The organism is Bariatricus sp. HCP28S3_D3, from assembly GCF_052065755.1.
In the GTDB taxonomy this organism is placed as follows: Bacteria; Bacillota; Clostridia; order Lachnospirales; family Lachnospiraceae; genus Allocoprococcus.
The window spans coordinates 43,120-66,783 of sequence record NZ_JBQHTK010000011.1; the positions used below are offsets into that span (position 1 = coordinate 43,120).

Below are 23,664 nucleotides of genomic sequence, written 5' to 3' on the forward strand. Positions count from 1 at the left end.
ATTATTTTTTCTTATTCAAGGATGCCTTCACAACACCTTTCGGGTCTTTGATCAATAATATTACCAGCCAAATAATCAGACCAAGCGCAACCACCGCCAGGCCGAGGAAAAAATCATTGAGCATATCCAGTGGTGCCGGTGCAAAAAACTCTGCACCTGCTTCCAGGTACTCAAACACAGCATCCACCATCCACATCAGAGAGGCTCCCCAATATAAGTAACACAGAATATGTAATTTCATTTCGTTCTTCGGCGCTCCCCTATACCAGAGAATCGTACTGATGATGGCAGCGAAAATACAAGTAAGCAGTGTCATCCTATACCTCCTTGAGTTCAGCAGCCTCAATAGCTGGCCGCTTTACGATGTGGTCAGCAGCCACCACGATTCCAACCCAGATCACAGTGATCCACACTGCCATGGTACCACCTACAAGCGCCATTTCATGCAGCATCTCTGCCGTATCTGCCGGATTATTCATCGCTGTCAGAAATGGGAAAAACGGAACGATCTCTCCGTGCCAAAAATGCTCAAACGCCAGTAATACAGAACCTCCCCAAAGAAGATTTGTAAGCCATTTTAGTTTTCTTGCAAACGGAATTTTTACTTCTATTGTACTTTGCTGTGCATCCGCCTCCTGTACCTCTTTTTTCTTAGATTCCAATACTTTTCCTGCTATTGTTGTAACAACTGCTTCTGTAACAGGGACAATAAAACATGCCATAATAAATACCTCCTGAAAAATGATTTTGTATACAGCCACATCCGAACTAAGCAAAAAAAGATATATAATCACTCTTCTGAGCGGTCATATACCTTCTTATGTATATCGTCATCGTCTGTATTTATAAATTAAATTAAAACGCTTCAGCGCTTATGCCGGACTTCCTGTCCAGACATTATCATTTTAAATAGAATTTACCCCAAAGTCAAGCCGACAACAGCAACGATTTTCTCCCGGTCGTCTCTACATTTTCCTGATCTCACTTATCACGCCCTCAATCAATTTTCCCAACGCAAGATCGGAAACACCCACAATGAAATTATCACAATGATTGACAGGGATCAGCAGCCGTCTGGCATTACTCTGTCCAACAGCCAGTGCCATCGCCGGAGTAATCTCGCCATATAATGAATCTGCAATTACGATTCCAACCGGGCCGACGATCACATCCGCTCTGCGGCATCCGACGATTACGGCATTCTCTCCGGTGGCCGCATGATCCGCCCCTGCCTTCAGCATCGCTGTTGTAGCAGCGCTGTTCGTGCCAACAGCAGTGATCTCCATCTCAGGCATATTCTGTTTAATCGCGGCTACTACCTGCTTCCCGATTCCGCCGCCTTGTGCATCAATAACAAGAATGTTCATATCCGATTCCTTCTTCAATAAAATGTTCTAATAATCACTTTATCGTATGCGGGAAAAAATGTCAATTTCAAAAAGCGCCACACTTTTCACGTGCGGTGCTTCTTATGATTATCGTTACTAATTTGAAATAAATTTCAAGAATTGTTGGATTCTTTCATTTTCAGGATGATCGATGATTTCTTCCGGAGTTCCATCTGCTGCAATCTGCCCACCATCCATGAATAAAACTCTGGTTGCAACTTCACGTGCAAACCCAATCTCATGCGTAACCAGAATCATAGTAGTTCCTTCTTCCGCAAGTGATTTGATTGTATTCAGAACTTCACCCACCAATTCAGGATCCAGTGCCGAGGTTGGTTCATCAAATAATAATACATTCGGGTTTACTGCCAGCGCTCTTGCAATCCCCACTCTCTGCTGTTGTCCTCCGGAAAGTTTGGAAGGATAAAAATCCTTTCTTTCAAGCATTCCTACTTTGGCAAGCAACTCAAGCGCTGTTTTTTCTGCTTCTTCTTTTGATTTTTTCTGAACTACAACAAGTGCTTCCATTACATTTTCAATAGCTGTCTTATTTTTAAATAAGTTATATCCCTGAAATACCATTGAAGAATGTTTACGGAGTTCGATCACATCTTTTTTCGTGTGATTTTCAGCATCGATCCGAATGTCCCCAATCTCAATGATTCCTTTGGTAGGAACCGTAAGATAATTAAGGCATCTCAGCAATGTGGATTTTCCGGTTCCCGAAGGTCCCAGAATTGCAATTACTTCATTTTTATTGATTGTAAGATTGATATCCTTCAGAACCTTCGTATCCGAATCAAATTCTTTATACAGATGTTCAATCTTAACCATTGGCTTTTCTGTTCCCATACTTTTCTCAATCTTCCTGTTTTATATTATTTCTGAATTAACTGTGTCATATCGGCAAACATCCACTTTTCTGTGATCTTTGCTACTGTTCCGTCATCAAGCATTTCCTGAAGGACTTTATTCAACTCGTCGCAGAGCTCTTTTCCTTCATCTGTTTTCTGGATAAAGTATGCTACGTTATTTGCTGTAAGATCCTCATCCAGGAAACGGAATTTGATGGTGTCATTATAGTGCATAAAGTTATTTACATTTGTTGTAGTATTTGCATATGCATCAACTCGTCCAAGATTCAAGTCGTTCATACCAACGGTACTGTCTTCATAAAGAACAACTTCAAATCCAATTTCTCCTGACATCTGCTCAATAATCGTCTGAGCTGCCTGACCGTTTGTGCAGCCTACTTTTTTGCCTTTTAAATCGTCAAATGTATTGATGTCTGTGTTTGATTCCGGCACGATAATACACTGAGCATCTCCATAATACGGGATAGATGCATAGTATTTTTCTGTTCTTTCCGGTTTTACAGCCCAGCAGTTTGCTGCTACGTCTGCACGATTGGTATCCAGTTCTCCCCAGATTGAATCGAAAGCTGCCTGTTTTACTTCCACTTCCCAACCTGTACGTTTTTCGATTTCTGCCCACATCTCTGCGTCAATACCTGTCCATGTGCCGTCATCTGCAAGAAGACTGTACGGTTCACCTGCTCCGGATGTTACAAGCACTACTTTTCTTGCCTCATCCTTTGATTCTGCATCTCCTGATGCGTCAGTTTTTGAGTCTGAGCTTTTTCCGCATCCTGCTGCAACAGCTACTACCATTACCGCTGCAAGCATTGCTGCCAAAATTCTTTTTTTCATAACTTCTTATCCTCCTGTTAATAATAAAATATATCTCAAATGGCTGCCCATTGAAGACCGATGTTTAATACATATTCGCACATTTCTTCTCCAGAACCTTATGTACCAGTCCCAGAAGAAAAATGATTACCCAGTAAATCAGCATAACTGCCGCATAAATTTCAAAATACCGGAATGTCTTTGCTCCTTCAATCTTTGCGGCTCCCATAATATCCGGCACGCCGAGCATAAATGCAAGCGATGTCATTTTGATCAGATTGATCACATCATTAAACAACGGCGGAAGCGCCACTCTGACTGCCTGCGGAATAATGATTCGGGTGATCAGCTGGAAATTCGTCATTCCAAGTGAATACGCCGCCTCTTTCTGTCCTTCATCAACAGAAAGTAATGCGCCTCGAATACTCTCTGACATAAAAGCACCCATGTTAAAACTCATAACAACCGCCACAGCTACAAGCGGTGTCATATCGCGAATTACCGCACTATAAAGTGCCAGTCCATAATAAAAGAAGTAGAGCTGAGCCACGATTGGTGTTCCCCGCATGACAGAAACATAGACTCTGGTAAGCTGATGCAGCCCCTTCACCTTATAATAATTGATAATTGCAACAACCACACCGATCAACAGTGCAAATATGGTTGATACAATCGTCAATTCAAAGGTAACATTCACCTTTCTTGCAATAATCGGAAGCACTTCCAGAAAATAACTTAATTTAAACATTTTTCCACCTCAGTTTCTTGATTAAAATAGTTTAAAACAATATTGGCAAACACAGCCGACGCAGGCGCCAGAACCTCCTCGTCGATTTCAAAGATCGGACTGTGTAACCCGAATCTTCCTTCTGTCTGATCGTTCGCAATACCGACAAACATATAGCATCCCGGAACACGGCTGCTGTATTCCGCAAAATTTTCCCCTCCCAGATGCTTTTTATCAATGATATAACAGTTGCCTTCACCCAGAATCTCTTCCGCACTCTTTTTAGACAGTGCAATCATTGCCGGATCATTTTTCACCGCCTCACCGCCAATAAAAACATCCAGCTCATATTTTGCGCCGTGCACCGCAGTAATTCCATCAACAACCCGCTCAATCTTCGTGGCTATCTGCTCCATGATCTCCATTTCTGTTGCCCGAAATGTACCGCGCACGATACACTCATCCGGAATAATATTTCCCGCGTCTCCTGCATGGATGGAGCCGATTGAAATGACGCGGGGTTCTGTGGAATCAAGATTCTCCGCAACGACAGCCTGAAGTGCAGAACAAATCTGAACTGCAATTGTAATGGGATTGATACATTCATACGGCCAGGATCCATGTCCGCCTTTCCCGATTATCTTTAATGAAAATCCTCCCGGACATCCAAACGCATATTTTTCTGCTATTCCGATTTTTCCTGCCCGAACAGTCGGCCATGCATGAGCAGCAAATACGGCATCTACTTTTGGATTCTCAAGAATCTGATCCTTTTCGATCAGAGCCATCGCCCCTTTTCCGCATTCCTCTCCCGGTTGAAATACAAATTTAACCGTTCCGCAGAATTCATCCCGAAGCTGACTCAAAATCATCGCAGCTCCTAAGATCCAGGTGGCATGCGCATCGTGTCCACAAGCGTGCATTTTCCCGGGATTTTTGGACTTAAATTCCGTATCTGTCTGTTCTTCAATCGGAAGTGCATCTATATCTGCACGTAACATGACACATTTTCCCGGCCCTTTGCTTCCTTTCAGAATCCCTACTACCCCGGTCCCCTCTGCCATATGTTCATACACGGTAATCCCGGGAAGCTTTCTCAGATTGTCTGCAAGTAGTCTTGCCGTTTCCACTTCCTGCAATGCTAGTTCCGGATGCTGATGAAGAGTACGACGAATCTGTATCAATTCCGCCTCTCGCTCTTTTGCAATTTTCTTTATTTTCTCCCTCATATATCTCCTACCCGAAGCATACAAAATGAACTTTTTTGCATCTTACACACTTACTTAATCTCTTTTTTTTCATATACTATTTTTTAACAGTTTTATATTACTAGTCCTTGCTTTTGTTTTCATCGTACAAAAAGAACGAATCTCTTTATCATTTTTTACAAAGCTGCACATTTTCTATTTATAGGACTATTTATTGATTTTATCTATGAGTTTTTGATACATGAAAAGCAAAAAACGTGACTGATCATCCATCTGCCAGTCACGTTTTCCTTTTATAATTTTTTGCGTTTTTTTGCTTTTATACGTTCCAGCTGCATCACCATAAGAATCCGCTGTCTTTTCAAACACTCCATATCATCCAGATGTATAAGCTCATTGATTTGTGCTACTCTGTGAAGAAGTGTATTCCGATGGATTCTCAGCCTTGCTGCTGCATACATAGAGTTTTGTTTAAAGAAAAGGTAGTAATATAATGTTTCATAAAGATTCGAATTTTTTTTACGATCTTCTTCCTTAATCACTTCCAATTCTTCAATGCGATCATCCATTTCATCTATTTCTTGTGCCATATAATATACTGACAATTCCTGATAGTATTCTTCAATCAGGTAAATATTTTTTTCCGGACTAAATTCTTCCCCAATTTTCAATGTAGTCTGAATCATTTCCATGTTTTCCTCTTTTTGGGATAATGATACAAACCCATTTCCAACCATAAGCTTTGTGTCTGTATTTAACCGTGCAAAAATATTCCTGTAATCCTGTATAAATCGATCTCTGTCTCCCTTCCCTTCTATCTCCGATAGCAAATACACAGCTTTATTATCCTGTCTATGACTCTCTATAATTGAATAATGATCCTGTAATTCTTTTTCCAAAACATCCAGATCATCTTCTCCATAAAAAATCACCCACATGAAATCCGGTTTTTCCATCATATAATCACTGGCTTCTCTATTCGATGGAATCAAAAACAGCTTTTTCATTGCGCAATAATCACTGATAATTTTCGCAACCTGCCCTGCTTTTTCCTTTAAACATTTTTCCTGGTAAAACACAACACAGGAGCCTGACTTCTCCGGCAATTCATACTCGGTCCAATATTCCGGATTTTTCTTACCTTCCTCCAGTCCAATACTTGCTACCGTCTGACCTTTATGATCCAAAATCTTAACAGGCATTCTCGTATATTCGAACAATCTGTTAAGATCCTTTTCCCAGTTTTCTCCATCTTCTGAAAATCCGGGGAATATCAATTTGTAGCAATAATTAATATCTATTCGAGCATCCCCTGCTTTCTGATCTGCAATCAATTCCATAAACGCAGACATTCTTGTAATAATCTGCCCTTCATCACTTTTTGAATAATCCGTATCAATGGCCATATATGGAATATTCTTTTCCTCAGTCACAAATTGATTGATATATGCCGACTCAGCTCCCGTAGCATGGCAGCCCGTCAAAATCATCTCTACCACACCGTCCACATGATATTCATCAATAATCCGCCCAATTAATTCTATGCGGTTATCATTTGGAGTCATGATTGAACATCCTGTCGATAAATATCTTCTCGCAATTGCCCCATAAATGTCAGGATCTTCTTCATCGATCATTCGATCCAGCGTTTTTACTCCGCTGCAATTCTCCAACGCAACAACGACTCCGCCATGATCCTCAATTGCCCGGATTACTTTTAGAGAGTCCCCGCCAATCGGACAACCTGTAATCAATATTCTTGGTCTTGGTTCGAGCATCGTTCCCTGATAATATTCTTCTAATATCTGATCTGTAATCTGATCTACAACTTCCGGTGTTGTTTCAAAATCAAATCTGTATTTGGACCCGGAAACAATTTTCTGGATATCACCTCCCAATACCGGTGCCGGTTCCAGTTTCATAACTTCACAAAGCCTAAGCAAAGATTTCCGGATGCGATTTCCTAAATGGATCGCCGCTTTCATTTTCTCATCTGTTATGATCACCTGAAAGAATTCTTCAAGATATTCTTTCGTACGTATAATCTCCTGCTTCCAGAATTCCATAGATTTCTGTGATTGAGAATTAGGCAGTTCCATAACAAAAACAGGCTTGAATTCCGCCATCATCTCGTACATCTTCTTCTTACCGTCACAGGTTGTTTCCCCGATTACAAGATCAGCAAAATGAAAAAACGGGCATTTATCCTCCACGGCAAATCCATAACTTGATTTAACAAGCGGGCACATGCTCTTCGGAAGCTTACGCTCTGCAGCCGGAACTGTTTCGTTCGCAAACGAACATAGCCCTACTGGTATTGCGCCGATCGCTAAAGCAAGTTCCGTAGGAAAATATGCGCAGTACATTCCCACCACCGGGATTCCCTTTTCTTTATATTCCTTCACTTCGAGAAACGAACGCCTTCTCTGCTCTCCAAATTCTTCAAATATTTCCGGCAAATCCTGAACCAGCTTCATTCCCTCGTTCCTCCATCCATAATCCGTTCTAAATCATTCATCATCATCAAAGCCAGCAGTTCCCCTGATTGTTCCATATCATCTATGTCTGAACCGATCAATTCACGTATCTTTCTTAATCGGTAGACCAGCGTATTACGGTGAACATACATCCTAGAAGCTGTTTCAGCAATATTATTTCCGCACAAATAATACATTTTCAAAGTTTCATACAAATCTGTATTTTTCTCTTCATCTTCTTTCTTAAGAATCTCTACAGAATAATCTCTTAATCCCTTATTTTTTAAGAGCGTCCATGCATAGGTATAGATTGTATGCGCATACCATTCCCCTTCAAGCATGATTTCTTCTACTTTGTTATATTCTTTGATTTCATTCATTCTATGAAGCCATTTTACTTTCTTTTCACACTGCTCTATTTCTCGAAATATGGAGCTTACACAGCATGCTTCCTTCGTTTCCTTAATTTTATTTAAAAGAATCTCTTCGTCCTTTTTGTCTCTAATATCATAAAATAGAACCCAAAACAACTTATTGTCCATTCTCCCATAAGAGCGTTCCCATATTTCCTGTGTCATTGGAAGAGAATACTTGTTTTGTTTCCCAGAGAAACAAGCCATAATATAGTTTCCCTTTATTTCACGTGCGAGATAACAAAGTTCTGATTTTGCTCCGCAAAATATATCGTGGTTCACCAGCCTTTTGCGAAAAGAAACACTTTCATCCGGATATACTTCACGGTTCATCCAATAGTTTGCCACTACATTTCGAAGCATATCTGTTATTTCCGAATAATCCTCTTTTGCATATTTATCATTGAAGATAATAATGCAATACCCCAAATGGCATTCTTTATTTTCTATTTTTTTAATTACAGCCATGCACCCCGGGAGCTCATAATAATCCGTATCAGGAATTCTTCCACGCATGGCATGATCATACATCGCTGTTGTAATCCAGCTTTTCTTGATTCCGACAGCCTTTCTTTGATATCCCCCGCTGGCATAGCACACGATTTTACCAGTGTATTCTACGACCATAATCGATGCATGTATATCATCTCTGATTTTCTCTACAACCTGATCCAAATTTAAATTTTTTGCCAAGGCATCAAAAGCAATTTTATAACATGCATTTACATCAATCTTCCCCACAATATCACTCCCAGAACTCATTATTAATCGCTCATTATTCTAAACATAGTAATCCACTATGCATAGTTTATCATGCTTTCGAAACTTCAACAACAAAATCTCAATTTTCCAATATTTCCGCTGTACATGATAATGAATGCTAAAGTCTTTTTACACAAGATTACTGCATATAGCCTCAACACCCGTTTTAACATTATCCAAAGATGTCGCCAGATTGATCCGAATGAATCCGGAGAATCTGTCTCCTCCAAACCAAGCACCATAATCTACCGCCATCCGGCATTTTTTCTGCATAAATTCTCTCATATCACTGCCAGCTACATAAGCACTTAGATCAATCCAGGTAAGATAAGTTCCCTCCAACGGTGAAACAACCGCATCCGGCAATCTTTCTGCAAAAGTATCTTTCAAATACTGATAATTATCCTGAATCTGTTTTTTAACCTGTTCCAGCCATTCTTTTCCACCACGATATGCGGCTTCTGCCGCAATATAGCCAAATGCATTACCTCCCAGTACTCGAATTCCCTTCACATATTTATCCCACTTATCGCGCAGTGTTTGATTCGGAATAATCACCTCAGAATTCTGTGCTCCTGCAAGATTAAATGTTTTAGAAGGCGCAATAATCATAATCATCATATCCTCATAATCCCCTGCAAGCAATGATGGCACATGTTCATTTTTTCCATAAACAAGATCCTGATGAATCTCATCTGATATAACAAATACATGATGCTTTTTGCAAATATCAAGGAGCTGTCTTAATTCTTCCTTTTTCCAGACACGACCAACCGGGTTATGCGGTGAACATAAAATAAATAGTTTTACATTATTTTCAATAATCTTCTTCTCAAAATCCAGAAAATCAATACTGTAGTTTCCATGATCATTGATTAAATCTGAAGTCACCAATTTTCTTTCATTATTTGTAACCGCATGAAGGAAAGGATAATACACCGGTGTCGTAACAATGACCGCATCTCCTTTTTCTGTCATAAACTGTATGATCCAATTGAATGCCGATACAACCCCCGGTGAAAACCGAATCCATTCTTTCTCCATCTTATATCCATGATTCTCATGTTCCCAATCTATACATGCCTGATAATAACTGTCAGGGACTCGCATATATCCAAAAACTCCGAGATCCACATATTTATGAAGAGCCTCCTGTACACAATCTGCCACTTTAAAATCCATATCAGCAACCCACATTGCATGAAGTCCTTCTTCACCAAACATGTTTTGCTGACCGTCCCATTTATTACAATCTGTTCCTCTTCTGTCTACATATTGAATATCCATAATTACCTCCTAAGAACTTTTCATAAACTATACCACTTTAGATTATAAAGTCCTAAAAAAATATTTCATCGGATAGATTCTCTAAACTTGTTGTTTTATTTGTATGTTTTGCACATTTTCTATACATCATGGAGTTTTATTGATTTTTTCTATAATAGAAATCAATATTTCCTTGCCTTTTATTCCCCGCTACGCTATGACGTTTTCATTCTGGAAGTTTCCTTCTGAGACTTCCACTTCTCTTATCCGTCATGGATAGTCGGTATATTCACAAATGGAGCAATCTTCCAATGTAAAACCCGAATGTAACACGAAAATAAAGTAAGAGATACATGGTAAAAATCAGGAGATACGCGAAAAAGAGCAAGAGCTTATCGAGGTCCAGAAGCAATTAGAGCAGGCACTGCAAACGATTAGTCTTCTCCAAAATAATAGTCCCCTACCACACAAAAAATAAATTTGAAGAACTTTTTCAAATTCTATGACATGAACAATGGAGCCGGCATCCTCCCATATCCAGGGAGTGCCGACTCCATCTTGTAATGTATGCTTCTATTTCCGTTATTTTACCGCCTCAAAAGCTGCATCAAGTGCTGCGATCAAGTCTTCTACTTTCTCAATACCGATAGAAAGACGAATCGTATTCGGTTTGATTCCCTGATCCAGAAGTTCTTCTTCCGTGCACTGACTGTGCGTGGTAGTTGCCGGGTGAATCACAAGTGATTTTACATCTGCTACATTTGCCAGCAATGAGAAAATGGCAAGGTTATCAATAAATTTCTGCGCAGTTGCCGCATCACCTTTAATTTCAAATGTAAAGATAGATCCTCCTCCGTTTGGCAGATATTTCTTGTATAATTCATAACTTGGTTCCGTCGGCAGTGACGGATGATGTACTGCTTCTACCTGCGGATGATTTGAAAGATATTCTACAATCTTCAGCGCATTGCTCACATGGCGCTCTACACGGAGTGACAGCGTTTCCAGCCCCTGCAGGAAGAGGAAAGCGTGGAACGGAGAAAGGGTTGCACCGGTATCACGCAGGATGACCGCACGGATGTATGTTACAAATGCTGCCGGACCTACTGCATCTGCAAAGGATACGCCATGGTAACTCGGGTTCGGATCAGAGATCCACGGATATTTTCCTGCTGCTTTCCAGTCGAAGTTTCCGCTGTCAATGATTACACCACCGATGGCTGTCCCATGTCCACCGATGAATTTGGTTGCAGAATGAACAACGATATCAGCACCATACTCGATCGGTCGAATCAGATACGGGGTTGCAAATGTAGAGTCTACTACAAGCGGAATGTTATGCTTATGAGCAATCTTTGCCACTTCTTCCAAATCGACGAGATTAGAGTTCGGATTTCCAAGAGTCTCTACGAAAATTGCTTTTGTGTTTTCCTGGATCGCTGCTTCGAAAGAACCCTCTACTTCCGGATCAACAAATGTTGTGGTAACACCATTGGTAAGCGGCAATGTATGTGCAAGCAGGTTGTAGGTTCCACCATAAATAGTCTTGGAAGCTACGATGTGTTCTCCTGATTTTGCAAGTGCCTGGAATGTATAGTCGATTGCTGCTGCACCGGATGCAACTGCAAGTGCTGCAACACCGCCTTCCAGAGATGCGATACGCTGTTCAAACACATCCTCTGTCGGGTTGGTAAGCCTTCCGTAAATATTTCCCGCATCGCGAAGCCCAAAACGATCAGCCGCATGCTGTGAATTATGGAATACATAAGAAGTTGTAGCGTAGATCGGAACTGCTCTTGCATCCGTTACCGGATCTGCCTGTTCCTGTCCGATATGTAATTGTCTTGTCTCAAATCCCCAGTTTTTAGAATCTTTAATATTTGCCATCTCTATTTCCTCCAATTCATTTATTTCGATTTTGCTTTGTTTTTCTTGTTGAATACATACTAACACAGTAGGCTACCTTTGTCTAATATATAAAAAAAATACCAAGTTATAGTTTTAAGCTATAACCAGATATTCTTTCAATTTTTCTATATACAGTTCACCCATCTTACTCCGCACCGTATTTTTTTTAACAATATAGCCTATCTCCATCACACTGTTCGGGTTCTGCGCATCATCCCGGAATGGAACTGCCACAAAATCATTTCCGTTCAATTCCTCGCATATGATGCCGGAACAAAGCGTATATCCATTCAGCCCCACCATAAGATTCAGCATCGTCGCCCGGTCATTCGCTTTAATAACCTGCGAGTACTCATTTGTGGAAAGGATTTCCTCTGCGAAATAGAAGGAACTGTTATCCCCCTGTTCAAAAGACAGGCAGGGGTAACCATTCAATTGTGCAAAACTAATGGATGCTTCTTTTGCCAGAGGATGATCCTTCCAGATATACACATACGCCTGACAGTCTACAAGATGGTGAAACTCAAGGTCATAGGATTTCAATAACTTTTCAATCGCTTTGCGGTTGAAATCACTGAGATAAAGTATCCCGATCTCGCTCTTCATCGTATTTACATCACTGATCACTTCCATCGTTTTCGTTTCGCGAAGCGCAAATTCATATTTTGACATATCGAATTCCTTCGCCATATCCACAAACGCTTTAACTGCAAAAGAATAATGCTGTGTCGATACGCCAAACTTCTTTTTATAGGATCCGCCCTTCCCGTATTTTTCCAAAACGCTTTCATACTGTCCGTATATCTGCTTTGCGTAAAGCAGGAATTCCGTCCCGTCATTCGTCAGGGTAACGCCTCTCCCGCTTCGATAGAATAACGTAATGCCCAGTTCCTTTTCCAATTCTTTGATAGCATTGGTCAGAGACGGCTGAGATACATACAGCTGCTCCGCTGCTTTATTTAACGACTTTGTTTCTGCTATTGTGATGAGATAGTTTAACTGTGTCAGTGTCATTTGCTCCCCAGCCTCCTTTTTGTGACATCATATCATCAATTGCCTACTGTGTAAATAGGTTTCATGTTTTCTAAAGCAAAATAAAATCGATGGATCTGGCGATAATACGCCTGTTCCGTCGATTCTATTTACAATATCAATCCCAAAAGAAGTGGCGGAAAAATCCGCCGCTTTCCACAACTATTCCGTAAATAACGGTGTAGAATAATATCTGTCACCGGTATCCGGCAGAAGTGCCACAATCGTCTTACCCTTATTCTCCGGACGTCTTGCCAGTTCGATCGCCGCATGCAGTGCAGCACCGGATGAGATTCCGACCAGTACGCCTTCCTTCTTCGCAAGCAGTTTTGCCTCTGCAAACGCATCCTCATTTTCCACCTTAATAATCTCATCGTAAATCTTTGTATTCAACACTTCCGGAACAAAGCCTGCGCCAATTCCCTGAATCTTATGCGGGCCGCCTTTACCCTCTGATAGTACCGGAGAACCTGCCGGTTCAACTGCCACGATCTTTACGTCCGGATTCTGTTCTTTCAGATACTCACCTGTTCCGGTCAATGTTCCACCAGTTCCTACCCCTGCCACAAAGAAATCCACTTTTCCGTCTGTATCATTCCATACCTCCGGTCCGGTCGTCGCTTTATGGATTGCTGGGTTCGCAGGATTCACAAACTGTCCAGGAATAAAGCTTCCCGGAATTTCCTTAGCCAGTTCTTCTGCTTTTGCAATCGCACCCTTCATTCCCTTTGTACCGTCTGTCAATACCAATTCTGCTCCATAAGCCTTTAAAATATTTCTCCGCTCCACACTCATGGTTTCCGGCATGGTCAGAATAATACGATAGCCTTTGGCCGCTGCAATAGAGGCAAGACCGATTCCGGTATTTCCTGATGTAGGTTCGATGATCACAGAACCTTCCTTTAACTCGCCTTTCGCTTCGGCATCTTCAATCATTGCCTTTGCGATTCTGTCCTTTACGCTTCCTGCCGGGTTAAAATATTCCAGTTTCACCAGAAGCGTTGCTTCCAGCCCCAGTTCTTTTTCTACATTCGCTACTTCCACCAATGGAGTGTTCCCGATAAGTCCAAGTGTTCCTTTATAAATCTTTGCCATAACTCGTTCCTCACTTCCATAACCTATTAATTAACTATGTTTAATATGTTTTAAATTATATCCCTACTTTCTGAATATGTCAAGTGTTTTTTAGGGACGTTTCTTTTGCCACGATGCTGGGGTCAAAAGGTATTTCCAACTAATTAAATAACTACTATTGATGAAAAACCTTTTGCTGTTTTATATAGTGATAAAGCTTCACGGCCAAACACTCCTGTTAACGTAATCATCGGAGCATGCATCATCAAAGAATTGTTTGATTACTCTGACGATGAGTTGGTTGAAGGCCTTATGCTTGATTTACGTTTACAGTATGCACTCCATACTACAAGCTTTACTGAACAGCCTCTGAGTGATAAAACACTGAGCCGTTTTCGCCGTAGATGTTATGATTATGAACAAACTCACGGAGTTGATTTATACAAAGCTGCCATCCAAAACTATAATAAAGAAATCGCCAAAATGATGGAGCTTGATGGCAAGATTCGTCGAATGGATTCCTTGATGATTAATTCAAACATGCTGTTAAATCCAACTGATCCTGAGGCTACATACCGAAGGAAAGCAGGGAAAGAATATCGCGGCTATGTGGCTAATGTAGAGGAAACTGTTGGGAAAAATGGTTCTGTTGTAACCAGCTATGAGTATGAATCCAATATCCATTCAGACTCACAGTTTATAAAAGAACATCGAACTACTTCCTACTGCATTGACAGCCAAAAAGAATCGGCGAGATGTTTCCGGATTTGAAATGGACGAAGAAAAAACAAAAGTGATAAAGTGTCCGGCAGGAAACACACCTAGAAAAAGAGCCTGATTCGCCTCGCACTAGAGGAGAGAATGTCTAGTGAAACATATAATCTGTATCGCAGGATACGAAACGGAGTAGAAACGATTCCCTCAATTCTTCGAAGAAACTATCATCTGGAAAAGCTTCCTCGTGGAAAACAAAGAGGAAGGTTCTTTTTCGGAAGTAAAATCGCAGCGTTGAATTTTCGAAAACTCTTTCACTATGTGAAAGGGTCTTCGAACTATGCAGAAAATCCTCTATTGGCATAAGAATATGGGAAGGGTATAGTTACAATCGACACCAAATATACCGAAAACTACGGTAGAAACTTATAAATAGCAACAAAAAGCAAAAAAGGGACGTTCGATGCCAGGGCTTTTGACCCCAGCATCGTGGCAAAAGAAACGTCCCCTATTCAACCAAAACACCATTTTCCTGTGCTTCGATATGACTGTTAAAGAATTCCTCCGTTGCCTGAATCATATAATAACTGTCCTTGATTCCCGCTGTCTCATACGGAGAATGCATGGAAAGCTGCGGCAATCCGATATCCACACTGTTCATGGATACCTGAGCCATCGCAATATTGCCAAGTGTGCTTCCTCCCGCCATATCCGAGCGGTTTGCAAAAAACTGTACCGGAACTCCGGCCTTTTCACAGATTCCTTTAAACACCGCAACACTGACTGCATCACTCGTATATTTCTGTCCGGCGTGGGATTTGACCACGATTCCTTCATTCATATAAACGCAATTACCTGTATCCGTTTTCTCCGGGTGGTTCGGATGAACGGCATGCGCGTTATCACAGCTCAGCATAAAGCTGGAAGCCAATGCGCAGTAAAATGCATCCTCATCTTTGCCAAGTCCACGGTTGAGCCGGTGGAGAACATCAAATAAAAATGTCGAGCCGGCGCCCTGCTTGGTTCCGGAACCCACTTCTTCGTTATCGAAGCAGGCGAATACATTGATTGATTTCTCATTTGCACCTTTTAAGAACCCCTGCAGAGAAGTATAGGCGCATTGCAGATCATCGAGCTGCGGGCAGGAAACGAACTCTTCCTTCGCTCCCCAGATGGACGGCTCCATACGGTTATAAAGATAAAGATCCATCCCGTAAATATCATTCTCTCCTACATTCAGTTCTTCTGCGATCAGCTTTTTGAAATCGCCCTTTTGACATTCGCCGCCGCCAAAAAGCGGCAGCATGTCAACCTGTTTATTATATTCAAATCCCTCATTGATTTTTCGATTCATGTGGATAGCCACATTCGGAATCATCACCAGATCCCGGTCCACTTTAACGAGCCTGGTCACAAAGCTGTCTCCTTCTTTTACCACTGCTCTTCCGGCAACGGAAAGCGGACGGTCAAACCAGGGTGCACAGAGCATCCCGCCATACCCCTCTGTATTCAGCTGGGTATATTTTCCGCGGACTTCCAGTTCTTCGTTTTCCTTGATTTTAAATGTAGGCGAATCACTGTGGGAAGCCGCTATGTTGAAGCTGTAGTTCTCCAGATCCGTTCCGATTTTCAGCGCGATCAGACTGGAATCGTTCCGGGTGACATAATATTTTCCTCCCAGACTGATCTCCCAGCGCTTTCCTTCAGGAAGCTCCTGATATCCTTCCTCATTCAGAATTTTCTTCATAGAATCCACTGCATGGAATGCGGTAGGACTGTTCTTGATAAAAGATACCATATCTTCTGCTGTTTTCTTATACATATTCGACTTCCTCCAATATTCTATCTTATTGTTTATGCTTTTTTCTGTTCTCTTTTTGCAATCTGCGGCATGATCAGTCCGAGTGCCGTCAGAATGACCGGTGTGATTACATTTAAGGCAAATGTAAACAGATCATCGGAGTACATTCCCAGAATACAGCTTGCTGCAGTAATCAGGAAACACCATCCCCCGAAAAATTTGGCAACGCCCTGATTCTTTACGAAACGGTATTCCGCCGGAATCTTGTCATACGCCTTACGCAGAGCAAGGTAAGCAACAAATACCCATAAATAACGCAGCGGCATACATACGGAATTCAGTTTTGTCAGCTGCTGAAGTACCGCAGCAGCTCCCGGTACAACGGACTGAATCAGTATGATCGCTCCGGACAGGATCGCAACAAGGAGAATACCATTGCTATATACGCCATATTTATTCTTCTTCTGAAGTTTGGAAGGTATAAACTGGCGTGTATCTTCATTATCAAGCAGCATACGCAGTGGTGCGTCAATGCTCAGTACCAGAATAGCAAACTGGCTGATCAGATTACAGATTGCATAAATGATCAGGAAGAAATCCCCCACATGCCAGTACTCTCCCAGCTTCTGGAATGCCCAGTAAGAACCGTTTGCCGCATATGAATTGAAGGATTCTGTACTCTCATTGATCACAGCCGGGTCAAACATCATTCCCATTGCGAAGGTACCAAGAATCGCACATACAACAACCATAATCGCCAGTGAAATCATTCCCTTCGGAAATCCTTTGCTCGGATTCTCCACTTTATTAACGTACGGTGAAATTTTTTCACATCCGCCTACTGCAAATACCAGAATGGAAAGGGATGTGAAATAAGCCACATTAAAGTTCGGAATCAGGCTCTTCATGCTCAGATCCATGGATACAAATGTAGCTCCCGGATTGATCGCCGGTGCTGCGAACATCATCACGATGTAAAGCAGTGACATCACAAACATGGTCGTCCCCGCCAGCGTAAGCAGCTTCTTCAGCGGATTAAGTCCACGGCTCGCAATAAAGCATCCCAGAAGGAATACAGCAAGTGTCGCAAGCTGTACACCCAGTGTCGGCAGAGAATCATAGGTCTCCGCATTACGGAAAATCGCCCAGGACAGAGCCTTCAGACTTCCGCTTCCTTTACTTGCAATATAAGTTATGTGGCATGCCCAATATGTAAATCCGGCATAATAAGCAACCTTAGCCCCCATTGTCTTATTCAGCCATGAACTTACACCGCCGCCTTCATTTTTAAATGCTGAACCCAGTTCTCCTACCATCAGCGCATATGGAACAAAATACAGCGCAAACATCAGGATCCAGCTCAAAGTTACCTGGATTCCGTTAAAATACACGAATCCATTCGTTACATTTCCAAATCCCCATACTGTGGAAAAGGCCATGAATGCCAGGGCCTGCCACGTGATTTTCTTCTTATCCGACATAAGTCAAACCTCTCTTTTGTTTTTTTACAACGTTTATTTTGCTTTCGTCACCCCAATTTCCGTTAATACTCACAAAATATACCGCTATCCTAATATGATATTATACAAAATGACCACCAAAGTGTCAAATATATAAATTCTTTCATGCTTCTTGTTAATGCAAACAATAGTATAAAAATACCATACAACAAGCATGGCAGTTTGCTCGTTGTATGGTCTTTAGAGGCAAAAATTTGGTATTAATATGATTTCATAAATTATTTGATAAAGCTGACATGTTTGCAGATTTCTTCAATTGCTTTATCTTTTCTTTCGTTGAAGATAACTTTATTCTCTTCAAACAGGTTGCGTCCTTCTGTGTCGATAGACATGATGAGCGGCCCAAATTCCTTTACGCGGCAGTGCCATAAGGTCTCCGGCATTCCCAGATCACGCCACTGTGCATCCACAATTTCTTCTACTTCCGTCGCCGCGACTACCGCATTTCCGGCAGGAAATACACAGTGGATCGCTTTGTAATTCTTGCAGGCGTATTCGGTATTCGGTCCCATGCCTCCTTTTCCGATGATGACCTTCACACCGGTCTTTTCCACGAATTCTTTCTCGAATTTCTCCATACGCATACTGGTAGTCGGCCCGACGGATACCATCTCGAATTTGTCATTTTCCAGAGGACGGATAATCGGTCCTGCATGGAAAATAGCTGCGTTTCTCACATCAACCGGGAGTTCTCTTCCGGCTTCCACCAGTCTTCTGTGTGCAACGTCTCTGCATGTTGTCATACTTCCGTTTAAGTATACGATATCTCCAATATGGATATTTGCCAAATCCTCATCTGATATTGGTGTTGTAAGGATTTTCTTTCCATCTTTCATTTCCAGCATTATAATTCCACCCCCGAATGTGTCGTGATTGTATAGTTAAGATCTTTATCGAAAATAATGTGGCCTCTTCTGTGTGACCAGCATCCCACGTTGACAGCAACACCGATCGCGGACGGATGTCTTGCAGTATTTTCAATGTGAACGCCCATAACAGAATATTTTCCGCCCATGCCCTGTGGTCCGAGACCAATCGCATTGATACCGTCTTCCAACAGTTTTTCCATGGATGCCGCACGTTCGTTTTCATTGTGGCTTCCAAGTGGACGCATCAATGCTTTCTTGGAAAGAAGCGCCGCGGTTTCCACAGAAGTCGCAACACCTACGCCCACCAGAAGCGGCGGACATGCATTGAGTCCGTAGGATATCATGACATCCATAACAAATTTGGTGACTCCCTCATAACCTGCACCCGGCATCAGAACCATGGCTTTTCCCGGAAGGGTACATCCGCCTCCTGCCATGTAGGCATAGATTTCACACTGATCGCTGTCCGGAACGATATCCCAGAATACAGTCGGCGTTCCTTTTCCCACATTTTTGCCGGTATTGTATTCGTCAAATGTCTCTACACTGTTGTGGCGAAGCGGTGCTTCAAACGTTGCTTTCACAACAGCTTCTTTTAATAATGCTTCCAGTTCTCCGATCAGTGGAAAGGCGGTTCCGCATTTTACCCAGAACTGCAGGACACCTGTATCCTGGCAGCTCGGCCGGTTCAGTTCTTTTGCCAATACCTGATTCTTTTTCATAGTCTGGTAAATGACTTTCGAAAGCGGACTGTCTTCCTTCTCGGCAAGTTCATCCAGCTTTGCAATAATATCATCCGGCAGCACTTTACCGATGTAGGACACAAAATTTGCCATATAAGTAGTAAGCTGCTCTACCTGTTGTTTTTTATCCATGTTTTTTCACTCCTTATAAATTTGAATTCAGTCTTTCTTCTCTTATGGGAAGAATGGAAATGCAATCGGAAGAATGATCATACTTACAACCGTTGCAATGATGATCAGTGGGAAACCTGATTTCACATAATCCATAAATTTATATCCTCCGGCTCCCACCACCATGGTATTTGCCGGCATTCCGATCGGTGTCGCATATGCGCAGGATCCTCCGATCACACATGCCATCAGCACAGCTCTCGGATCCGCTCCCATCCCCTGGGCAATGGAGAGGCAGATCGGAACCATCAGTGCTGTTGTTGCCGTATTGGACATAAAGTTCGTCATGATACAGCAGAGCAGGAATACGACCAGTGTTAAAATGTACGGTGACGGATTCTCTCCTAATGCTCCGATCACTTTGCCCGCGATCAATTCTCCTGCTCCTGTACTCTGAAGAGCTGATGCCAAAGACAAGGTACCTCCAAACAGGAAGATCGTCTTAAGATCAATCGATTTCAAGGCATCCTTTTCTGAGATTACTCCTGTGAGGATAAGAAGCAGTGCTCCGATTCCTCCAGAAATGCAAAGCTTGATTCCAATCTTGTCTTCAAAAATCATTGCCAGAAGCGTAAATACCAGAATAACTAATGATAACCACTGCTTCCATACAGGCACATCACTGAAATCTTTCTGTGTATCAAATGCGCCGTCATCTTGTACATCGTGACTTGGCAGAAGCTTATATCCGATCGTTGCATAGAAAAGGATACCTACAATCAGAATCGGAAGACCTACGATAGCGTATTCGAAAAATCCAAATCCAAGCCCCAGTTCTTCCAGCGCACTCTGTGCGATCAGATTTCCGGGTGCTCCGATCAGCGAGAGATTTCCTCCCATTGCCGCCGCAAACACAAGCGGCATCAGTAAGCGTGATCTTTTATATCCGGATTTTGCCGCGATTCCGATCACCACCGGAATCAGTACGGCTGCCGTTCCCGTGTTGGACAGAACCCCGCTCATCAATCCCACGATCACCATGATCGCAACGATCAGCATACGCTCCGTCTTTGCAAATTTTGTTACAATTCCACCGATTTTATTTGCCATTCCGGTCTCAAATAATGCACCGCCGACGATGAACATTGCCACAAATAATATAACATTGCTGTCAATAAATCCCGCAAAAGCTGTTTTGACATCCAGCACTCCTGTCACGACCAGTCCGATACAGACGATCATCGAAGTAACACCCAGCGGAATCTTTTCCAGCACGAACATTACGACTGCAAACAGGAGAAAAAGTAACGTAATTGTAGATGGACTCATTTGCTTTCCCCCAATCCTTATTCATTTATCGAGTAATATGACGGCCGTTCTTATTACTTCTTGTTACGATTTCATTATAGGAAATTATTTTCGGCTTGTACATTTACGAATACTTATAACTCCATAAAAAAAGCTTAATGTGGAGCGGATTTTTGTGCATTTTTACTTGTGATATGGTATAATCCAAAGAAAAAGCAGCTCTGTTTTTATCGATTCTGCTTAAAAATGCTTCCCGAAAAAATTTCAGAAAAGGAAAATACCATGAAGATCATCCAGTTAGAATACTTTTGCGCCGTATGCCGCTATCACAGTATTACGCAGGCTGCTCAGAAGCTTTACGTTACCCAGCCCGCCATTTCAAACGCAATCAAAGAATTGGAAAAGGAATTCTCTATCAGCCTGTTTGCGCGAACCAAGAACCATATGTCTCTAACCAAAGAGGGCGAAATCTTCTATCAAAAAGCAAGCAAACTGCTTGATACCATCAATCAGACCTCCTCGGAACTCTATGACCTCGGCAGGCAGGTGAGCCCGATCCGAATCGGAATCCCGCCTCTTCTCAGCACGGTCTTCTATCCGGACATGCTGATCTCTTTTCAAAAAGAATATCCTTCCATTCCGGTGGAGCTGTTCGAATATGGCTCAATCCGTGCTGCCAACATGGTATTTGACGAGACGCTGGATCTTGCACTTGTAAATATGAATTTTTATGAGATCGATAAGCTGAATTCCTATCAGCTCCTGTCCGACAGGATCGTATTCTGTGTGTCTCCGGAACATCCTCTGGCTAAGGAAAAAGAAGTCTCTCTGGAAATGCTGAAAGACGAAAACCTGATCCTGTATAATACGGACTCTGTTTTAAATACGACTTTGTATTCTCGCTTCGAAAGTTCCGGAATCAAGCCAAACGTGATCATGCATGCCAGCCAGCTCTTTACCATCCGGAACTTTATCAGCAATCATCTGGGCGGAGCATTCCTCTATTCTTCTTTGATGAAAAATCTGCCGGGACTGATCGGTATCCCTGTTGCCCCGGCTATCCGCCAGGAGATTGGGTTGGTGTGGAAAAAAGGGAAATATGTGAACGACAGTGTGGAAAAATATATTGCTTTTGTACAGGAAATGAATCCTGAACTTTTCACGCCGTCTTAAGAATGGAAAATGGAAGTAATCATCAGTTCGCTTTCCCTGATTACTTCCATTTTTTCTATAGTTCGCTTAACTCTAAAGATTTTTTCACCGCCTGTGCAATAGACACATCCGGTACATAATATGGAATCAATGTTGCCTGTACCGCATGATAAAGATCGGATTTTCCCGGCCATACTGTACCAATCACCTTATTGTTCCGATCCATCTGATGGAACCACGATCCGTTCACATGATCCAACACGTCCTCATCCAGATACTGCATAAATTCTGCATACTTCTTGGCATATTCCTGCTTTTTCGTCACATGATAAAGCACTGCAGATGTATTGATTGCTTCTGCCAGCGTCCAGTGCATTCTGTCATGTACTACCGGTTCTCCATTCCAGTCTGTCGTATAAACGATTCCGAGTGCCCCATCCGCATTCCACGCATCCTGAACAGCCCGGTGAAACAGCTTTTCTGCCGCCTCTATATATGTCCATGCGGACTCTCTGTCATTTTTGTATGTAGAAAGTGCCCACTGTGTAATCAGTCTTGCCCATTCAATTCCATGCCCCGGTGTCGCCCCATATGGTTTAAACTGATCTGCCGGCTGTTCCTTATTGCACTCCAGATCTGCTTCCCATTCTTTTGTAAAATGTTCCGGTATCCTCCAGTTATTTACAGACGCCCAGCTGATAACATGATCAATAATACGTCCTGCTCTCGCTCGATATTCTTCTTTTCCCACTGCATCCGCTACCGCCAGGAACGCTTCCACCGTATGCATATTGGCATTTAATCCCCGATAATTATCTAAAACTGTAAATTCTGTATTCCACGTATCACAGGAAAGCCCTTCCTCTTCATTCCAGAACCTTAGATCGTAGAGTTTCAATGCCTCATCCAACAATTCTTCTGCTCCGGCCCGCCCGGCAAGAATTCCAGATGTCGCGGCGAGAATGACAAATGCATGTGCATAACACTGCTTACTGGGCAGAGCTATTCCATCCGCAGTAACCCCTGCATACCATCCCCCGTTTTTCACATCATGGAGTTCACCGCGAATTCCCCGAAGTGCTTCATCGACCAATGCTTCACTCCCCGCATGTCCAAGTAAGGTCCCCAAACTGTAAACATGTGCCATACGGCAGGTAATCCATGTTTCCCTGTTTCGCTCCTTCCACGGAGTTCCGTCATCCCCTAAATAATATGCACTCCCCTCAGGAGACGGAAAACGATATCCAAAATCAAACAGATTATCTCGGATTTCGTTCATAAACTTTTTGTTTTCCACTGTGTCAATTTGATACTTTTTTTCCATTACTTTATTTCTCCTTAATAGCAATCTGCCATCGTTATATCATCAATACTTTTTCTGTCAATATTGTAGATATGCCCGATTCCAAATACAACGGCACTCACGACCAGAAGCACATGTCTTAACGTAATCCCACTTAACAAAAACATGCATATCGGAATGATGGCGAGCGCCATGCTCTT

23 protein-coding genes are annotated in these 23,664 nt (G+C 42.2%); 3 read left to right on the forward strand and 20 right to left on the reverse strand.

Annotated elements, in window-relative coordinates; all coding sequences use genetic code 11:
- Nucleotide 1 precedes the first annotated feature (1 nt).
- From ACTNB3_RS08995 to cysK, 13 genes are all read right to left on the reverse strand, one after another.
- Nucleotides 2-316, reverse strand: coding sequence for a hypothetical protein (locus ACTNB3_RS08995; protein ID WP_427820490.1), 315 nt, complete (start codon nt 314-316; stop codon nt 2-4).
- A gap of 1 nt (nt 317) precedes the next feature.
- The gene (locus tag ACTNB3_RS09000) at nt 318-722 is read right to left on the reverse strand and encodes a hypothetical protein (protein ID WP_441025156.1); all 405 of its coding nucleotides are present in this window, start codon (nt 720-722) and stop codon (nt 318-320) included.
- 243 nt (nt 723-965) lie between these two features.
- Entirely contained in the window at nt 966-1,367 is a 402-nt protein-coding gene (locus tag ACTNB3_RS09005) for a DUF3842 family protein (RefSeq protein WP_427820492.1), read from the reverse strand.
- 117 nt (nt 1,368-1,484) lie between these two features.
- Nucleotides 1,485-2,222, reverse strand: coding sequence for an amino acid ABC transporter ATP-binding protein (locus tag ACTNB3_RS09010; RefSeq protein WP_427806024.1), 738 nt, complete (start codon nt 2,220-2,222; stop codon nt 1,485-1,487).
- Between the two features lie 44 nt (nt 2,223-2,266).
- Entirely contained in the window at nt 2,267-3,097 is an 831-nt protein-coding gene (locus tag ACTNB3_RS09015) for a transporter substrate-binding domain-containing protein (protein ID WP_427806025.1), read from the reverse strand.
- 64 nt (nt 3,098-3,161) lie between these two features.
- A complete protein-coding gene (locus tag ACTNB3_RS09020; RefSeq protein WP_427806026.1) occupies nt 3,162-3,824 on the reverse strand; it encodes an amino acid ABC transporter permease in 663 nt (220 codons plus the stop codon).
- Nucleotides 3,812-5,032 (reverse strand): M20 metallopeptidase family protein, encoded by a 1,221-nt coding sequence (locus tag ACTNB3_RS09025; RefSeq protein WP_441025159.1) that lies wholly within the window; start codon nt 5,030-5,032, stop codon nt 3,812-3,814. The genes ACTNB3_RS09020 and ACTNB3_RS09025 overlap by 13 nt, the downstream gene beginning before the upstream one ends.
- A 272-nt stretch (nt 5,033-5,304) precedes the next feature.
- Complete coding sequence (locus tag ACTNB3_RS09030; protein ID WP_427806028.1) at nt 5,305-7,488, reverse strand: double-cubane-cluster-containing anaerobic reductase; 2,184 nt, start codon at nt 7,486-7,488, stop codon at nt 5,305-5,307.
- Entirely contained in the window at nt 7,485-8,642 is a 1,158-nt protein-coding gene (locus ACTNB3_RS09035; RefSeq protein ID WP_441025161.1) for a helix-turn-helix domain-containing protein, read from the reverse strand. The genes ACTNB3_RS09030 and ACTNB3_RS09035 overlap by 4 nt, the downstream gene beginning before the upstream one ends.
- 150 nt (nt 8,643-8,792) lie before the next feature.
- The gene (locus ACTNB3_RS09040) at nt 8,793-9,950 is read right to left on the reverse strand and encodes a MalY/PatB family protein (protein WP_441025162.1); all 1,158 of its coding nucleotides are present in this window, start codon (nt 9,948-9,950) and stop codon (nt 8,793-8,795) included.
- Between the two features lie 561 nt (nt 9,951-10,511).
- Nucleotides 10,512-11,816 carry an O-acetylhomoserine aminocarboxypropyltransferase/cysteine synthase family protein gene (locus tag ACTNB3_RS09045; RefSeq protein WP_441025164.1) on the reverse strand — a complete coding sequence of 435 codons (1,305 nt, stop codon included), beginning with the start codon at nt 11,814-11,816 and terminating at the stop codon, nt 10,512-10,514.
- Between the two features lie 114 nt (nt 11,817-11,930).
- On the reverse strand, nt 11,931-12,851 hold the full coding sequence (locus ACTNB3_RS09050) for a LysR family transcriptional regulator (protein WP_427820819.1): 921 nt from the start codon (nt 12,849-12,851) through the stop codon (nt 11,931-11,933).
- Between the two features lie 180 nt (nt 12,852-13,031).
- Nucleotides 13,032-13,964, reverse strand: coding sequence for a cysteine synthase A (gene cysK, locus ACTNB3_RS09055; RefSeq protein ID WP_427820818.1), 933 nt, complete (start codon nt 13,962-13,964; stop codon nt 13,032-13,034).
- Between the two features lie 156 nt (nt 13,965-14,120).
- Here cysK and ACTNB3_RS09060 point away from each other — a divergent pair, with 156 nt between their 5' ends.
- Both ACTNB3_RS09060 and ACTNB3_RS09065 read left to right on the forward strand, forming a co-directional pair.
- Nucleotides 14,121-14,714, forward strand: coding sequence for a transposase (locus tag ACTNB3_RS09060; protein ID WP_441025181.1), 594 nt, complete (start codon nt 14,121-14,123; stop codon nt 14,712-14,714).
- Between the two features lie 90 nt (nt 14,715-14,804).
- The gene (locus ACTNB3_RS09065; protein WP_427819254.1) at nt 14,805-15,023 is read left to right on the forward strand and encodes a hypothetical protein; all 219 of its coding nucleotides are present in this window, start codon (nt 14,805-14,807) and stop codon (nt 15,021-15,023) included.
- A gap of 142 nt (nt 15,024-15,165) precedes the next feature.
- Here the strand turns inward: ACTNB3_RS09065 and ACTNB3_RS09070 are convergent, their stop codons facing one another.
- The 5 genes from ACTNB3_RS09070 to ACTNB3_RS09090 form a co-directional block, all read right to left on the reverse strand.
- The gene (locus tag ACTNB3_RS09070) at nt 15,166-16,479 is read right to left on the reverse strand and encodes a M18 family aminopeptidase (protein ID WP_427820901.1); all 1,314 of its coding nucleotides are present in this window, start codon (nt 16,477-16,479) and stop codon (nt 15,166-15,168) included.
- Between the two features lie 32 nt (nt 16,480-16,511).
- Complete coding sequence (locus tag ACTNB3_RS09075) at nt 16,512-17,939, reverse strand: amino acid permease (protein ID WP_441025166.1); 1,428 nt, start codon at nt 17,937-17,939, stop codon at nt 16,512-16,514.
- Between the two features lie 257 nt (nt 17,940-18,196).
- On the reverse strand, nt 18,197-18,823 hold the full coding sequence (ttdB, locus tag ACTNB3_RS09080; protein WP_441025167.1) for a L(+)-tartrate dehydratase subunit beta: 627 nt from the start codon (nt 18,821-18,823) through the stop codon (nt 18,197-18,199).
- On the reverse strand, nt 18,823-19,722 hold the full coding sequence (gene ttdA / locus ACTNB3_RS09085) for a L(+)-tartrate dehydratase subunit alpha (RefSeq protein WP_441025168.1): 900 nt from the start codon (nt 19,720-19,722) through the stop codon (nt 18,823-18,825). The genes ttdB and ttdA overlap by 1 nt, the downstream gene beginning before the upstream one ends.
- 42 nt (nt 19,723-19,764) lie before the next feature.
- The gene (locus ACTNB3_RS09090) at nt 19,765-21,030 is read right to left on the reverse strand and encodes an SLC13 family permease (protein WP_441025170.1); all 1,266 of its coding nucleotides are present in this window, start codon (nt 21,028-21,030) and stop codon (nt 19,765-19,767) included.
- A gap of 261 nt (nt 21,031-21,291) precedes the next feature.
- Between ACTNB3_RS09090 and ACTNB3_RS09095 the strand changes: the two genes are divergently transcribed.
- Entirely contained in the window at nt 21,292-22,182 is an 891-nt protein-coding gene (locus ACTNB3_RS09095) for a LysR family transcriptional regulator (RefSeq protein WP_441025171.1), read from the forward strand.
- A 55-nt stretch (nt 22,183-22,237) separates the two neighbouring features.
- On the opposite strand, the gene ACTNB3_RS09100 is transcribed toward ACTNB3_RS09095, so the two are convergent.
- Together ACTNB3_RS09100 and ACTNB3_RS09105 are read right to left on the reverse strand one after the other, a co-directional pair.
- Nucleotides 22,238-23,485: an AGE family epimerase/isomerase gene (locus tag ACTNB3_RS09100; protein WP_427808728.1), complete on the reverse strand. Its 1,248-nt coding sequence runs from the start codon at nt 23,483-23,485 to the stop codon at nt 22,238-22,240.
- A gap of 14 nt (nt 23,486-23,499) precedes the next feature.
- Nucleotides 23,500-23,658, reverse strand: a complete 159-nt coding sequence (locus tag ACTNB3_RS09105) for a hypothetical protein (protein WP_427820793.1) — start codon at nt 23,656-23,658, stop codon at nt 23,500-23,502.
- Nucleotides 23,659-23,664 lie beyond the last annotated feature (6 nt).

Coding starts and splice junctions, on each gene's coding strand:
- ACTNB3_RS09010 (WP_427806024.1), bottom strand. CDS start 2,222: ATGGTTAAGATTGAACATCTGTATAAAGAATTTGATTCGGATACGAAG.
- ACTNB3_RS09005 (WP_427820492.1), bottom strand. CDS start 1,367: ATGAACATTCTTGTTATTGATGCACAAGGCGGCGGAATCGGGAAGCAG.
- ACTNB3_RS09065 (WP_427819254.1), top strand. CDS start 14,805: ATGTCTAGTGAAACATATAATCTGTATCGCAGGATACGAAACGGAGTA.
- ttdB (WP_441025167.1), bottom strand. CDS start 18,823: ATGCTGGAAATGAAAGATGGAAAGAAAATCCTTACAACACCAATATCA.
- cysK (WP_427820818.1), bottom strand. CDS start 13,964: ATGGCAAAGATTTATAAAGGAACACTTGGACTTATCGGGAACACTCCA.
- ACTNB3_RS09030 (WP_427806028.1), bottom strand. CDS start 7,488: ATGAAGCTGGTTCAGGATTTGCCGGAAATATTTGAAGAATTTGGAGAG.
- ACTNB3_RS09050 (WP_427820819.1), bottom strand. CDS start 12,851: ATGACACTGACACAGTTAAACTATCTCATCACAATAGCAGAAACAAAG.
- ACTNB3_RS09025 (WP_441025159.1), bottom strand. CDS start 5,032: ATGAGGGAGAAAATAAAGAAAATTGCAAAAGAGCGAGAGGCGGAATTG.
- ACTNB3_RS09090 (WP_441025170.1), bottom strand. CDS start 21,030: ATGAGTCCATCTACAATTACGTTACTTTTTCTCCTGTTTGCAGTCGTA.
- ACTNB3_RS09105 (WP_427820793.1), bottom strand. CDS start 23,658: ATGGCGCTCGCCATCATTCCGATATGCATGTTTTTGTTAAGTGGGATT.
- ACTNB3_RS09015 (WP_427806025.1), bottom strand. CDS start 3,097: ATGAAAAAAAGAATTTTGGCAGCAATGCTTGCAGCGGTAATGGTAGTA.
- ACTNB3_RS09095 (WP_441025171.1), top strand. CDS start 21,292: ATGAAGATCATCCAGTTAGAATACTTTTGCGCCGTATGCCGCTATCAC.
- ACTNB3_RS09075 (WP_441025166.1), bottom strand. CDS start 17,939: ATGTCGGATAAGAAGAAAATCACGTGGCAGGCCCTGGCATTCATGGCC.
- ACTNB3_RS09020 (WP_427806026.1), bottom strand. CDS start 3,824: ATGTTTAAATTAAGTTATTTTCTGGAAGTGCTTCCGATTATTGCAAGA.
- ACTNB3_RS09070 (WP_427820901.1), bottom strand. CDS start 16,479: ATGTATAAGAAAACAGCAGAAGATATGGTATCTTTTATCAAGAACAGT.
- ACTNB3_RS08995 (WP_427820490.1), bottom strand. CDS start 316: ATGACACTGCTTACTTGTATTTTCGCTGCCATCATCAGTACGATTCTC.
- ACTNB3_RS09100 (WP_427808728.1), bottom strand. CDS start 23,485: ATGGAAAAAAAGTATCAAATTGACACAGTGGAAAACAAAAAGTTTATG.
- ACTNB3_RS09040 (WP_441025162.1), bottom strand. CDS start 9,950: ATGGATATTCAATATGTAGACAGAAGAGGAACAGATTGTAATAAATGG.
- ACTNB3_RS09045 (WP_441025164.1), bottom strand. CDS start 11,816: ATGGCAAATATTAAAGATTCTAAAAACTGGGGATTTGAGACAAGACAA.
- ttdA (WP_441025168.1), bottom strand. CDS start 19,722: ATGGATAAAAAACAACAGGTAGAGCAGCTTACTACTTATATGGCAAAT.
- ACTNB3_RS09000 (WP_441025156.1), bottom strand. CDS start 722: ATGGCATGTTTTATTGTCCCTGTTACAGAAGCAGTTGTTACAACAATA.